Source organism: Thalassobacter sp. (assembly GCF_982993085.1).
Genome location: NZ_CEZFMW010000008.1, coordinates 1 through 14,622, shown reverse-complemented (window position 1 = coordinate 14,622; position 14,622 = coordinate 1). Strand labels below are relative to the sequence as shown.

The 14,622-nt window shown below is 57.3% G+C and carries 11 protein-coding genes; 4 read left to right on the top strand and 7 right to left on the bottom strand.

The window, feature by feature from the left end; all coding sequences use genetic code 11:
- Positions 1 to 31 precede the first annotated feature (31 nt).
- From AC4GMC_RS02550 to AC4GMC_RS02540, 3 genes are all read left to right on the top strand, one after another.
- On the top strand, positions 32 to 559 hold the full coding sequence (locus AC4GMC_RS02550) for an invasion associated locus B family protein (protein WP_487878382.1): 528 nt from the start codon (positions 32 to 34) through the stop codon (positions 557 to 559).
- 58 nt (positions 560 to 617) lie between these two features.
- A complete protein-coding gene (gene rlmN, locus AC4GMC_RS02545) occupies positions 618 to 1,826 on the top strand; it encodes a dual-specificity RNA methyltransferase RlmN (RefSeq protein WP_487878681.1) in 1,209 nt (402 codons plus the stop codon).
- Positions 1,827 to 1,935: 109 nt separating this feature from the next.
- Positions 1,936 to 4,854 (top strand): error-prone DNA polymerase, encoded by a 2,919-nt coding sequence (locus tag AC4GMC_RS02540; protein WP_487879246.1) that lies wholly within the window; start codon positions 1,936 to 1,938, stop codon positions 4,852 to 4,854.
- A 31-nt stretch (positions 4,855 to 4,885) separates the two neighbouring features.
- Here the strand turns inward: AC4GMC_RS02540 and AC4GMC_RS02535 are convergent, their stop codons facing one another.
- On the bottom strand, positions 4,886 to 5,062 hold the full coding sequence (locus AC4GMC_RS02535) for a hypothetical protein (protein WP_038005366.1): 177 nt from the start codon (positions 5,060 to 5,062) through the stop codon (positions 4,886 to 4,888).
- A gap of 433 nt (positions 5,063 to 5,495) precedes the next feature.
- Here AC4GMC_RS02535 and dalA point away from each other — a divergent pair, with 433 nt between their 5' ends.
- The gene (dalA, locus tag AC4GMC_RS02530; RefSeq protein ID WP_487878087.1) at positions 5,496 to 6,044 is read left to right on the top strand and encodes a divisome-associated lipoprotein DalA; all 549 of its coding nucleotides are present in this window, start codon (positions 5,496 to 5,498) and stop codon (positions 6,042 to 6,044) included.
- Here dalA and AC4GMC_RS02525 read toward each other — a convergent pair.
- The 6 genes from AC4GMC_RS02525 to gltB all read right to left on the bottom strand — a co-directional run.
- Entirely contained in the window at positions 6,041 to 6,538 is a 498-nt protein-coding gene (locus AC4GMC_RS02525) for a L,D-transpeptidase family protein (RefSeq protein ID WP_487878086.1), read from the bottom strand. The genes dalA and AC4GMC_RS02525 overlap by 4 nt on opposite strands.
- A 133-nt stretch (positions 6,539 to 6,671) precedes the next feature.
- Positions 6,672 to 7,514 (bottom strand): SDR family oxidoreductase, encoded by an 843-nt coding sequence (locus AC4GMC_RS02520; RefSeq protein ID WP_487878085.1) that lies wholly within the window; start codon positions 7,512 to 7,514, stop codon positions 6,672 to 6,674.
- Positions 7,511 to 8,566 carry a tRNA epoxyqueuosine(34) reductase QueG gene (gene queG / locus AC4GMC_RS02515; RefSeq protein ID WP_487878084.1) on the bottom strand — a complete coding sequence of 352 codons (1,056 nt, stop codon included), beginning with the start codon at positions 8,564 to 8,566 and terminating at the stop codon, positions 7,511 to 7,513. Before queG ends, AC4GMC_RS02520 begins: the two co-directional genes overlap by 4 nt.
- Positions 8,547 to 9,212, bottom strand: a complete 666-nt coding sequence (gene fzlA / locus AC4GMC_RS02510) for an FtsZ-binding protein FzlA (RefSeq protein WP_487878083.1) — start codon at positions 9,210 to 9,212, stop codon at positions 8,547 to 8,549. The genes queG and fzlA overlap by 20 nt, the downstream gene beginning before the upstream one ends.
- Positions 9,213 to 9,270: 58 nt before the next feature.
- Positions 9,271 to 9,990 carry a monofunctional biosynthetic peptidoglycan transglycosylase gene (gene mtgA, locus AC4GMC_RS02505; protein WP_487879247.1) on the bottom strand — a complete coding sequence of 240 codons (720 nt, stop codon included), beginning with the start codon at positions 9,988 to 9,990 and terminating at the stop codon, positions 9,271 to 9,273.
- A gap of 130 nt (positions 9,991 to 10,120) precedes the next feature.
- Positions 10,121 to 14,622 (bottom strand): glutamate synthase large subunit (gltB, locus tag AC4GMC_RS02500; protein WP_490367884.1); only part of this gene is annotated, 4,502 nt, incomplete at its 5' end.

The following is a 14,622-nucleotide window of genomic DNA, read 5'->3' as shown; positions in this document are numbered from 1 at the left end:
GCAGAGGCAAAAGCAGCGAGGCTGTAAAGCGATGCAATCATTGATGGTTTGGGTCTATTCCGTTGTGGCGTTAACGGTAATGGCAGCGCCAGTTTGGGCGCAGGCAGACGTGTCCAACCGTGTTGGCGCCAACACCGATTGGAGCGTTTTTGTTCAAGACAACCCCACCCAGTGCTGGGTTGTTTCCGCGCCTAAGGACACCGTGAACACCCGCGATGGTCGTGTCGTGGCCGCGCGGCGTGGGGACATCCGGTTATTTGTCTCTTATTGGCCACAAAGCGAAAAGCGCGCAGAGGTGAGTTTCACTGGCGGATACCCCTTTGCAGAACTGTCTCGGGTTGAGATCGAAATCGGCTCGGAAAAGTTTCTTTTGTTCACCGACGGTGAGCTGGCTTGGGCGGACACCCCCGCCGATGACGCAAAAATCGTGTCCGCAATGAAGCGCGGATCTGAGGCCGTTGTATCCGGCGTTTCATCACGCGGAACCAAAACACGCGACACATTCTCGCTGTTGGGTTTCACTGCTTCGATCGAAGATGCCGAAGCCCGCTGCGGCTGAGGACTAGCGAAACCCCAATTTCGTCCGTATATGGGGGGCTCATCCGTTGGAGAGCCCCATGACAACCGCATCGACACCACCGTCGACCCCTGCGCCGATCACCCAAGACATGCTGACCCTGCCGCGCAAGCTGCCCGAGGGCGGCAAGCGCAATCTGATCGGCTTGACCCGCACGCAACTGCGCGACGCTTTGATCGAAGTGGGGACGCCGGAAAAGCAGGCCAAGATGCGCCAAGGTCAGGTTTGGCAATGGCTCTACGAAAAAGGCGTCCGTGAGTTTGAACTGATGTCAAACCTCGCAAAGGATTACCGAGCAAAGCTGGCTGAGCATTTCGTCATTGAACTGCCTGAGGTCGTCAGCCGTCAGGTGTCCGAGGACGGGACACGCAAATATCTAGTGCGGATCGCCGGAGGCCACGAAGTCGAAACGGTGTACATCCCCGAAGAGGGGCGCGGTACACTGTGCATCTCCAGCCAAGTCGGCTGCACACTGACATGTTCCTTTTGTCACACCGGCACACAACGTCTGGTGCGTAACCTGACGGCAGGTGAAATTATTGGACAGGTCATGTTGGCGCGCGATGATTTGGACGAATGGCCAGAACCAGGTCGCGCACCAAGAGATAGAACCCGGCTGTTATCGAACATCGTCCTGATGGGCATGGGCGAGCCGCTCTATAATTTTGAGGGCGTCCGCGACGCGATGAAAATTGCGATGGACCCCGAGGGTATCGCACTTTCACGGCGTCGGATCACCCTATCAACATCCGGTGTTGTGCCCGAAATCGCCCGCACCGCAGAGGAAATTGGCTGCCTTTTGGCCGTGTCGTTCCACGCAACAACAGATGAGGTACGTGATAAGCTTGTGCCCATCAACAAGCGTTGGAACATAGAAGCGTTGCTCAACGCGCTTCGGGAATACCCTCGGCTTTCTAACTCTGAGCGGATCACGTTTGAATACGTGATGCTGGATGGTGTTAACGATAGCGATGAAGATGCGCATAGGTTGGTGAACCTTATCAAGGGTATTCCAGCCAAAATTAACTTGATTCCATTCAATGAATGGCCCGGCGCGCCGTATAAACGATCCTCTAACAATCGGATCCGCGCTTTTTCAGAGATTGTCTACAAGGCAGGTTATGCCTCGCCCATCCGCAAGCCACGCGGTGAGGATATTATGGCCGCCTGCGGTCAGCTAAAGTCCGCCACAGAACGGGCTCGTAAATCGCGCAAAGCGATTGAGGCGGAAGCAGGACTGGGCGAGTAATTTACGAGAAATGTAGGCGAGAGGCGCTGCCTCTCGCGCTCTCCGGGATATTTGTGAACCAAAGAAATTGGGACTCCACAAATTAGAACAAAACGTGAATAAGTGACGTATGGGAGTCGTTGAGCTTCATATTACCTCAAATTTCACCTTTCTCACCGGCGCTTCGCATCCTGAAGAATATGCGCATCGTGCTGCGGAGATGGGGCTTGAGGCCTTTGCAATTGCGGATAAAAATTCTGTCGCTGGAATTGTCCGCGCACATGTGGCTTTGCGTGATATTGCTCGAATTGTGCAAGAGCGCGAAAAGCATTTGGCCCAGTTCGGCGAAATTGGCCCCCATCGGCCCGAACATTCCCCACACGCCGCTGGATCGCTCGATGTTACGCATGTGCCTCGGCTTTTGCCGGCGGCACGCGTGGTTTTGGTCTGTGGATTAACCTGTGTGATCATACCTCGCGACAGGCAGGGGTGGCGTAACCTGTGCAGGCTTTTATCCAAGGGGCGAATGCGCGCTCCAAAGGGTGAATGCCATATTCGTATGGATGACTTATTGGAGTTCGGCGGATGCTGCGCGCTGATACTCGTGCCACAAGCGGTACATCGGCAGCACGGCGCGGATGCATCATGGACAGAAGCGGAACAGTTGACGCGCCGCTTTGCTGGCGATGTCTACATGATGATGTCTCCGCAATATGACAGCCGCGATACCCGAGACTTTTTAGCAATCAAGGCTCTTGCACAGCGTCTTGGCGTATTACCTGTCGCGTCTACCGCACCGCTTATGCACCACGGACGGCGGCGACAGATGGCAGATGTGTTGAGCTCTATCCGCGAGGGGCTACGTATTGAGCAGCTTGGTGGTAAGGCGTTGGCCAATGCGGAGCAACGATTGCGCAGCGCACATGAAGTGCGCAGTTTATTCGCAGGCCACAGCGACGCGATTGAGAACGCCACCGCGTTAGCCCACGCCTGTACCTTTTCCCTAGATGAGTTGCGGTACGAGTACCCTTCCGAATTGGTTGGCCAAGAAACAGCCGCTGAACGACTGGCACGGCTGGCCACAGCCGGTCTACGCTGGCGCTACCCCGCAGGAGTACCGCAGCGCGCCTCTGACCAGTTGGCGCATGAACTCCGCCTGATCGATAAGCTCGGCTTTGCGCCTTATTTTCTGACAGTTCACGACATTGTAGCCTTCGCCCGCGACCGCGGTATCTTGTGTCAGGGGCGCGGTTCGGCTGCCAACTCAATCACATGTTACGCGCTGGGTGTGACCTCAGTTTCGCCAGAAATCGGCACCATGGTGTTTGAACGCTTTGTCTCTGAGGCGCGTAATGAGCCGCCCGATATTGACGTCGATTTTGAGCATGAGCGCCGCGAGGAGGTCATTCAGCACATTTATGAACGCTATGGCCGTCATCGCGCCGGCCTATGCGCCACTGTCATTCATTACCGTGGCAAGCGGGCCGTGCGCGAAGTAGGCCGCGCCATGGGGCTGAGCGAAGATACGATCACAGCGCTTTCGAGCCAAATCTGGGGGTTTGGCTCGACCAAGGGGCTGGAACCGGAGCGTTTTGCTGAACTGGGCCTCGATGCAACCGACCGGCGCTTGCAGCAAACCTTGCGGCTGATTTTCGAAATTCAGGGGTTCCCGCGCCATTTATCCCAACATGTTGGCGGCTTTATCATCACAGAAGGTCGCCTTGATGAATTGGTCCCTATTGAAAATGCTACGATGGAGGACCGCACAATCATCTGTTGGGACAAGGATGATATCGACGCTCTTGGCATCCTCAAGGTTGATATTCTTGCACTGGGCATGCTGTCGTGCCTGCGTAAAAGCTTTGATCTGATCGCCAGCCATCATCAGCTTGATTACAACCTTGCGACACTCCCACCGGAGGATTCTGCCGTCTATGACATGCTATGCACAGGCGACAGCATCGGCGTTTTTCAGGTCGAAAGTCGTGCGCAGATGAATTTCCTACCACGGATGCGCCCGCGATGCTTTTACGACCTTGTGATCGAAGTCGCGATTGTGCGCCCCGGCCCCATTCAGGGTGATATGGTCCATCCCTACATCCGACGTCGCAACGGTGAAGAAGACGTGCATTTCCCCTCTGACGCACTGGGCAAGGTGCTGGCCAAAACTCTTGGCGTGCCGCTGTTCCAAGAACAGGCCATGCAGATCGCCATCGTCGGCGCGGGCTTTTCACCCGAAGAGGCCGATCAACTGCGCCGCGCGCTCGCGACGTTCAAAAAACATGGTAATGTCAGCGCACTGCGGGATCGGTTTCTACGCGGTATGCGCGCCAATGGCTATGATGACGACTTTGCAGAGCGTTGCTTTTCCCAAATCGAAGGGTTCGGTTCGTATGGATTTCCCGAAAGTCACGCTGCCAGTTTTGCACTGCTTGTCTATGCATCTGCTTGGATGAAATGTCACCACCCCGGCATCTACGCATGTGCGCTGCTGAATTCGCAACCCATGGGGTTTTATGCACCCGCCCAAATCGTACGAGATGCCCGTGAGCACGGCGTCGATATTCGGCCAGTCTGTCTAAACAACAGCACGTGGGATTGCACCATGGAACCCGACGGACGCGGCGGCCTCGCGCTGCGGTTGGGATTTCGCCAAGTGAAAGCTATAAAGGAAGAAGACGCGCGTTGGTTGGTGGCCGCGCGCGGCAACGGATATCGGGATGTTGCCGATGTGTGGCGCCGTGCAGGTGTAAGCGCGCAAATGCTATCAACGCTCGCCGAGGCGGATGCATTTTCAGGTCTTGGACTAAGCCGCCGCGCCGCATTGTGGGAAGCGAAAGCTTTGCAAAAAACGCAACCACTGCCGCTATTTGCGCAGGATATCGATGGTGAAGTCCTGCATGAACCGCAAGCTCAGCTACCAAAGATGACCTTAGGCGAAGAGGTCGTAGAAGACTACGTTTCAACACGGCTCTCGCTACGGGCGCATCCTCTGGCTTTATTGCGTCCTTTGTTGAGTGGCCCACAAAACGAAAAAGGCGCCCCCTAAGGGACGCCTTCTTTCGTTAGCTTGGCTTCGCTTAGGAAGCAGCAGCTGCGATCAGTACCAGAGCCAGCAGGGGCACCAGGATACCGCCAGCGGACGAGGATGTATCCTCAACGATGACTTCTGGTTCCATTGTAGGCTCGACCATGTTGCCAGCAAAAGCGCCGGTGGCCAGAGTAGCGAATGCAGCTGCGAGAGCGATTTTTTTCATACCGTTTTTCCTTCAAGATACGCCACGGACCGTGCATGATTGCCGGCCCTTATGGCACCCAAGACTGTACCTCGTGCCCCGGTGTAGGCAGCAATGCCTGCCATATTCAACGGCCCGAAAACAAAGGTCTCTTAACCAAAATCAGACTGCGATTAAAATGGCAACACCCTGTAGAACGCACGTCAAAGAGCATGGCGAATATGACACAGCAATTGCCCCAAAGTGCATTATATCCGGCGAAATGGGCGTATTTTTGCCCGAATTTCGCCCAAAACCCTAAAATATGGCGGCTTCTATGACCCCAAAGCCGCACTCATTGGCCAATGCAGCGCGGCTCATGTCGAATTGCATCTGCACATTTGATTTGCATACTGCTCAGGGATATCCAAGCCGTGACACGCGCCCAAATCCGGGCCCAACCTGGACAAATACAATGAACCGACGCCACGCCCTAGCGCTCTTGGCCGCGACCTCGCTGACCGCCTGCACACCGCCCACACCATCGGCTTTGGGGCCAGATGGAAAGCCCCTTCCACGGCTATACCGCATCACCGAAAGCGACGCGCGCCGTATTCCGTTTCGTGTCCTCGATGCTGTAAATGCGCTGCGCCAAGGGGCCGGTGTGCCCGCATTGGAACTGAACCCAGTCCTGACTGCCGCCGCTGCAACACATGCCCGCGATATCTCAATCCAGAACCGGCCTTGGCATTTTGGCTCTGACGGATCATCGCCGATCGATCGGGCGCGTAGCGTTGGCTATACCGGCACCGTTTTGGGCGAAACCCTGTCGGAGACCTACGAATCTGAACTAGAAACCGTCGCCGCATGGATGCAGGAAGAAGGGCCTCGGGCCGTGATCCTAGACCCCGATGCGCGCCAACTCGGCTTTGCGTTTTTCCAAGAACCGAACGGCAAAATCTGGTGGGTGCTTAACACCGGCTTTGGCGGCAGCAGCGAAATCCCAGACGCGCCCTCAAGCTAGGCCACGATATCTATGATGGTCCCATCCTGGACCATCAGATAAATTTCACGCATTTCGGCATTGGTCACGGCGATGCATCCCGCCGTCCAATCGGCTGAGCGCGGTCGCCGTTTATTGCCCCACCCGTGGATAAAAATATCCCCGCCGGGATCGCGTCCCTGCGATTTAGCAAAAGCCACCTCATGTGGCCGTGGATAGTTGATCCCGAGTGACAGGTAAAAAGCTGAATTCGGGTTGCGCCGATCAATGACGAACCTGCCTTCGGGGGTTTTGCCGTCACCCTCAAACTGTTTCGGCCCCGCAGCGGTGAACCCGAGCTGAATGTCATAGGCGCGCAGAACATCCCGACCGCTCAGCAGATACATTTTGCGACGGCCTTTATGCACCTCAACCTTGGTCACAGCGGGGCCAGCATAGCGGGTCGTTGCCCCACCCACGCAGCCCGCAAGAGCCGCCGGAAGCATCCCCAGAAGAAGTCGTCTTGATATCGCCATGTATGCTCTGCCTCGGAACGGCTATTTTTGACTGTGATAGGCGCATTTATCCGATTTGTGAATCAAAACGCGACCGGATCACGACAATCTGAATTACAATTATGCGGTAGTTTTTTTAGGGGGACTGCGCGATTTACTCGCCAGCGGCCAGCAAGGCCTTAAGACCCGTGCGGTAATCCGGATAGCGCAGCGTCACGCCCAGCTCTTTTAGGATACGCGTATTGCTGACCTTTTTGCTCTCGGCATAGAAACTGCGCGCCATCGGGGTCATCTCAGCGACCTCAAAATCTACGGCCTCAGGCAGGGGCACACCCAGCAACTCTGCGGCATAGCCAATCACGTCTTGGGGCGGTGCAGGGTCATTGTCGCACATGTTGTAAATCGCACCGGGGTTAGGCTGGCGAATGCTCGCCTCAAGCACTTGCGCAATGTCCTCAACGTGGATGCGGGAAAACACCTGCCCCTTCTTGATAATCCGCCGCGCGGTACCGCGCCGAACCTTTTCAAACGGGCCACGGCCTGGCCCATAAATCCCTGCGAGCCGAAAGATGTTCACGGCCGGACATAACCCCTGCCATGCGGCCTCTGCCTCCACCCGCATTTGCCCCCGACGTGTTGAGGGCGCGAGTGGTGTTTGCTCATCCACCCAACCACCGGCATGATCACCGTACACGCCCGTGGTCGACAGATAGCCAACCCAATCCTTGTCCCCAAGGTGTTGGGCGAGCTCTGTGCCATAGGTTTCTAGCACCGGGTCACCATCCGCGTTTGGTCCAGCCGAGGTCAGGATATGCGTTGCCTCGGCAATGGCCTTGCTGAGGTCTTCGCCCCACAAGACTGGTTCCACGCCTTCGCCGCGCAAAACCTCAGCTTTTTCGGCAGTGCGGGTTGTGCCGATCACCCGCCACCCCTGTGGCAGTAAGAGCTTTGTAAGCGCCCGCGCCGAATAGCCGTGGCCGAAACTTAACAGGATCATCTCAGTCGCTCCTCCGCCCAGCGCGCGGCATCAGCCACCGTTGGATCATTATCCTCACACAAGCTTTGCGCCACAGGCCGCAGATCGGGCTGCGCCGAATTGCCGATGGCATAAAGCACATTGCGCACAAACCGATCCCGACCAATCCGTTTGATCGGGCTGCCGGAAAACCGCGCGCGAAAGGCTGTGTCATCCAAAGTTGCAAGTTCCGCCAAAGCAGGCTGACGTAGGTCATCGCGCGCGTGATAGCGCAACTCGGTCGCCTCGACCGCAAACTTGTTCCACGGGCACACCGCAAGACAATCATCGCAGCCGTAGATACGATTGCCCAAGGCCGCGCGCAGGCTCTCCTCCACCGGGCCTTTGTGTTCAATCGTGAGGTACGAAATACACCGCCGCGCATCCAGTTGGAACGGCGCAGGAAAGGCCCGCGTTGGACAAATATCCAGACACGCGCGGCAATTGCCACAATGCTCTGTCTCGGGGGTATCTTTGGGCAAATCTGCCGTTGTGAATACCGCGCCCAGGAAAAACCAATTCCCCAGCTTGCGCGACAACAGGTTGGTATGCTTGCCCTGCCAGCCCAAGCCCGCCGCCTGCGCCAGTGGCTTTTCCATCACTGGGGCTGTATCCACAAACACTTTCACTTCGCATTCCGCAGCCGCAACAAGCCACCGCGCGACACGCTTAAGCCGCTTTTTCACGAGGTCATGATAGTCTCTATTTCGGGCATATACGCTGATGACGCCATTTTCGCGGTGGGTGATATCGTCCAGCGGGTCGCTATCGGGCGTATAGGGCTCAGCCAGCATGATGACAGATCGCGCCTCAGGCCACAGCGCGCCGGGATCGCCCCGCCACGCCATTCGCTCAGCCATCCAAGCCATCTGACCGTGGCGGTTAGCATCGACGAATGCCTTTAACCGCGCGGGCAGTTCGGGCACCGCATCCGGCGCACATACCCCCATGGAGGCAAATCCCGCATCCCGCGCCTCAACCTCCAGACGCGCCCGCAATTCCGCGGGGCTGGGATCAGAAGTCGAGGTCCGCATAATGACGCGGCGGCGGAAAGCCTGAGACCTGATCAGCAAGAATGGAACGGAAGGCGGGCCGCGATTTGATCTTGGCATACCATTCACGCACTTGGCGGTTCCGGTCCCAATCAACGTCCGAGATGTAGTCGAGGCACGACAGGTGCGCGGCAGCTGCAAAATCAGCCATGGTCAGCTCGCTTCCCGCAAGCCAGCGGCGTTGGTCCAGCAACCATCCCATGTAATCGAGATGAAACTTGATCGCCTTGGAGCCTTCTTTGACATTGCGCCCATCGGGGTATCCCGCGCGGGTCAGTTTTTTATTCACCCGCTCATAGACCAGTTTTGACGTCACCTCATGGTGAAATTTATCGTCAAACCACGACACGATCCGCCGCACTTCGGCGCGGGCGGCGGGGTTGCTCGGTATCAGGGCGGGCTCTGGATGGGTCTCTTCGATATACTCACAAATGGCCTGGCTTTCGCACAGGGTCAGGCCATCCATCCGCAATACCGGAACCTTTCCAGCAGGATTGCGGCGTTTGAAATCTTGGTTGTCCTCCCAATACTTCTCATCAACCAGCTGAACGTCCAGCTTCTTTTCCGCAAGGACCAGACGTACCTTGCGACAAAATGGAGAAAGGGCAAATTGATAGAGTTGAATCATGGGAAAAGGACGCCGCGCGTGTTGTTCCCCACGTTTCTGCCCGCTTGGGAGGCGGGATTCAACTCTCGAAACAGGCTGCGCGGCCATCCGCCCGGATCGTGGCTGCCCCATCGGCGATAGAACGGCTGCGTGTAGAGGCTTCTTTTGCGGAACGCACCTTGGGCGCGGGGAGGACCGCCGCCAAGCGCGCCGCCTGTGCCGCTGACAATGCTCCGGCCTCAACCCCGAAATACCAAGGGCCCGCAGCACCAACACCAAATACGCCCTCGTCCAATTCGGCAACGTTCAGGTAAACTTCAATAATCCGCCGCTTGGACCAAGTCGCCTCCATCACGGGGGTCAACACGGCCTCAAGCGCCTTTCGTGGCCATGACCGCCCATGCCAAAGAAACACGTTCTTAACGACCTGTTGGCTAATGGTTGAAGCACCGCGGTTCGCGCCCTCCTCAAGGGCCAGGCGAATCGCCCCCATGTCAAAACCCCAATGCAGGCAAAAATTCGCGTCTTCAGCCGCAACAAAGGACCGAGCCACATGAGGCGGCATGTCTTCAAGGTCGACCCAATCCCAACGTACCTCACCGAGGCGCGCGCGTTCAGACCAGACGTAGGGGGTGATCGGCGGGTTCACGAACGCCAGTGCCATGACATACAGCACCGGCAAAACAACCGCCACGACCAGCCCGCGCAGGAACCAGCGTCGCAGCCCATGCCGCGTCAGCCGACGTCCTCGCGGCGCGGCTTTGGGTTTTGACGGTGTCTTGCGTTTCGCTTTTGCCATAGCGCTCAATATACCCTCGCCCCTCGGGCTGAGCGAGCAGAATGCGCCCAACCACAGCGGGCTGTTGCCCATATGCAAAAGACCGCGCCGTATAAGGGCGCGGTCTTTGGTTTTTCAAGGCACAGGTCGCTTACTCAGCGGGCACTGCGGTGTCCTCAATCCCTAGCGGGGCTGCAAGACGACCCAGCATCTCTTTGGGACAGATCTGCACAAAGTTCGCTTTCTCAAGATCCCAATGTTGCAAAATCTCAGCCGCTTTGCGCGAGCCTGTCTCATCTGCGTGGCGTTGGATCATGCCGTGCAGTTGTTGTTCCCAATGATCAACGGTCACAGGGCAGGTCACGAGCGTTTCCATATTCATCAACGCAGGCGCTTTGCCCTCAGGGTCATACAGATAGGCCATGCCACCGGTCATCCCGGCACCAAAGTTCGCCCCGATTGAGCCGAGGATTACCGCGACACCACCGGTCATGTATTCACACCCGTTGGAACCACAGCCTTCGATCACGACCGACGCACCGGAGTTCCGCACCGCAAAACGCTCACCTGCGCGACCAGCTGCAAACAGGTAACCATCCGTTGCACCGTAAAGGACCGTGTTGCCGATGATGGTGTTCTCATCCGCTTTGAGCGGCGAACTCATCGGTGGGCGCACCACAATGATGCCGCCCGAAAGGCCCTTACCGACGTAGTCGTTTGCGTCGCCCGACACCTCTAGCTTGAGGCCCGGTGCCGCAAACGCACCCAGCGATTGACCAGCGGACCCTTCCAACTTGACGGTCAGGTGATCCGGCTGAAGCGCGTTTCGCATGCCAAAGTTCCGCACGATGTGGCTGGAAGTACGCGTGCCGATAGTCCGCAGCGTGTTTTGCACAGCGTAGGATAGCTGCATCTTTTCCCCATCTTCGAGGAAGCGATGCGCATCATTTACAATCTGCGCATCCAGCGTGTCGGGCACGGCGTTACGTGGCTTGTGACGATCATATTGAATGTCCGCCGCGCCATCTACGGTGATCAGCATCGGGTTCAGATCCAGATCATCCAGATGCGCCGAGCCACGCGAAACCTGTGTCAGCAAATCCGCACGACCGATCACTTCGTCGAGTGACCGTGCGCCGATTTCAGCCAAGATTTCCCGCACTTCTTGTGCATAGAAGGTGATCAGGTTCACAACTTTGTCCGCGGTGCCGGTGAACTTGGCACGCAGGGCTTCGTCCTGCGTACACACACCCACGGGGCAGGTGTTGGACTGACACTGGCGCACCATGATACAACCCATCGCGATCAGGGCGGCGGTACCGATGCCGTATTCCTCGGCACCCATCATCGCAGCCATGACGATGTCGCGCCCGGTCCGCAGGCCACCATCGGTCCGCAGGGTCACGCGCTCACGCAGTTTGTTCATCGCGAGCACTTGGTGTGCTTCGGTCAGGCCCATTTCCCACGGCAGACCCGCATATTTGATCGAGGTCGCGGGCGAAGCACCGGTGCCACCGTTGTGACCCGAAATCAGGATCACGTCAGCCTTGGCCTTGGCCACGCCTGCCGCAATCGTACCCACGCCAGACGACGCCACCAGTTTGACCGTCACCTTACAGCGCGGGTTGATCTGCTTGAGGTCGTAGATCAACTGCGCAAGGTCTTCGATCGAATAGATGTCGTGGTGCGGCGGAGGCGAGATCAGCGTCACACCTTTGGTCGAGTGCCGGAGCCGCGCGATCAGGTCCGTGACTTTCATGCCCGGAAGCTGGCCACCCTCACCGGGCTTCGCACCCTGTGCGACCTTGATCTCCAGCTCTTCACACTGGTTCAGGTACTCAGCCGTGACGCCAAAGCGTCCCGATGCAACCTGTTTGATCTTGGCGGATGGGTTGTCACCATTCGGCTCGGGCACAAAGTGCGCGGGGTCCTCACCGCCCTCACCACTGTCGGATTTTGCACCGATCCGGTTCATAGCCACGTTAAGCAGTTTGTGCGCCTCAGGCGACAATGCACCCAGCGACATGCCCGGTGTTACGAAACGTTTACGGATCGAAGTGATCGATTCCACCTCTTCGATCGGTACGGATGTGCCCATCGGCTTGATCGCCAACAGATCGCGCAGGTGGATCGGCGGGTTGCTTTGCATCGCCTTGGAATACTGCTTCCACATCTCATAGCTGGAGCGGTTACAAGCCGATTGCAGCATGTGCATCGTCTGTGCTTCCCACGCATGCTTTTCACCGGAACGACGAGCTTTGTAGAAACCACCGATTGGCAAAACGTCGGACCCGCCGCGCCAGCCCTTGGTGTGGACTTCTTCGACTTTGCCCTGCACGCCGGACACACCGATCCCGGAAATCCGGCTCAGCATACCGGGGAAGTATTCAGCGACCATCGCACGGCTCAAGCCGACGGCCTCAAAGTTCAGACCGCCGCGATAGCTGGAAATCACAGAGATCCCCATCTTGGCCATAATCTTGAGCAGACCTTGGTCAATTGCATTGCGGTAGCGCGCCACCGCTTCGGTGAGCGAGCAATCCAAAAGTCCACGATCGATACGATCTGCAAGACTGTCTTGGGCCAGGTAGGCGTTCACGGTTGTCGCACCGCAACCGATCAAAACAGCAAAGTAATGCGGGTCGATACACTCAGCCGAGCGTACGTTGATCGAACAGAACGTCCGCAAACCTTTGCGCGTCAGCCAGCTGTGCACAGCACTGGTCGCAAGGATCATCGGCATCGCGACTTTGCCCTCGGACTGCAATTGATCTGTCAGCACGATATGCGCACCGCCGGACCGCACGGCGTCCTCGGCCTCTTCGCGGATTTGATCCAAAGCCTGACGCAGCGCGCCTTTGCCTGCATCCGCAGGGAACGTACAGTCAATCGTGACAACGCTGTCGCCAAATTGGTTGAGCATGGCATCGAACTGCGCATTGCCGACAAACGGGCTGTCGAGCACCAGAATATTGGTCTGAGAGCTATCCTCATCCAACACGTTCTTCAGGTTCCCGAACCGGGTCTTTAGGCTCATGACGCGGAATTCGCGCAAGCTGTCGATCGGGGGGTTCGTGACTTGGCTAAAGTTCTGGCGGAAGAAGTGGCTCAGCGGACGGTACTGCGAAGAGAGTACAGCCGATGGCGTATCATCGCCCATAGAGGCCAGCGTTTCTTTGCCATCCTCGGCCATTGGTGCAAGGATCTGCTCCAATTCTTCGATGGAATAGCCCGCAGCCACCTGACGCTTGCGCAGATCACCGCCTGTGTGCAGCGCAGTCTCAGAGACACCACCGGTCAACTCTTGGAGGTCAGTGATTTTCTCAACCCACTCGCCAAACGGACGCTCGGCAGCCAGCTGATCTTTCATCTCAGCGTCGTGGAACAGGCGACCTTCTTTCATGTCGACGGCGATCATCTGGCCGGGGCCAAGCGCGCCTTTTTCGACAACGGTGGCCTCATCAATCGGCACCATGCCCGCCTCGGAACCTGCGATAAGCAAGCCATCGCCCGTCACGACATAGCGCATGGGGCGCAGACCGTTACGGTCTAGGCCCGCGCAAACCCAGCGACCATCGGTCATCGCCAATGCTGCGGGACCATCCCATGGCTCCATCACAGAGTTGCAGTAGGAATACATATCCACCCAAGCCTGCGGCAGTTCCACCGCCTGTTGGGACCACGACTCGGGCACCAGCATGGTTTTTGCCATCGGCGCAGAGCGACCCGCGCGGACCATAACCTCAAACACCGCATCAAGTGCAGCACTGTCGGAGGAACCGCCGGGCACAATGGGTTTGATATCCTCAGCCATCTCACCGAAGTTCTGGCTTGAGAGCCGGATTTCGTGGGACTTCATCCAATTGAGGTTGCCTTTGAGGGTGTTGATCTCACCGTTGTGCGCCAACATCCGGAAAGGCTGGGCCAACCACCACTGCGGGAAGGTGTTAGTGGAATACCGCTGGTGATAAATCGCAAACGCGCTTTCAAACCGCTCATCCATAAGATCGGGGTAGAATACAGCGACCTGCTCCGCGAGCATCATGCCTTTGTAGATGATCGACCGGCACGAGAACGACGCAAGATACAGGTCACGCACGCCCGCAGAAGTAGCGGCCTTTTCGATCCGGCGACGGATCACATATAGTTCACGCTCAAACGTTTCTTCATCAACACCCTTCGAGTTGCTGATGATGATCTGCTCGATCTCAGGGCGTGTGGCGTTCGCCTTTTCACCGAGGCACGTCACATCGACAGGCACGTGGCGCCAGCCGTAGATATAGTACCCCATCCGTAGAACTTCGGTTTCAACGATTGTCCGGCAGGTTTCCTGCGCGCCAAAATCGGAGCGTGGCAGGAACACCTGACCCACAGCCATCAGTTTATTGACGTCGGGCTCATGGCCTGTGCGGCGCACTTGATCGTAGAAAAATTCAAGCGGGATTTGAACGTGGATACCCGCGCCATCACCGGTCATCCCGTCAGCATCGACCGCACCACGGTGCCAAATGGCTTTTAGCGCATTGATACCCGCCTGCACGACTTTGCGCGAAGGCTTCCCGTCTTTGGCCACAACAAGGCCGACCCCGCAGGAGCTATGCTCATGCTCATCGCGAAAGAGGCTGTTTTCCTCCATCCACTGGCGTTTGGCTT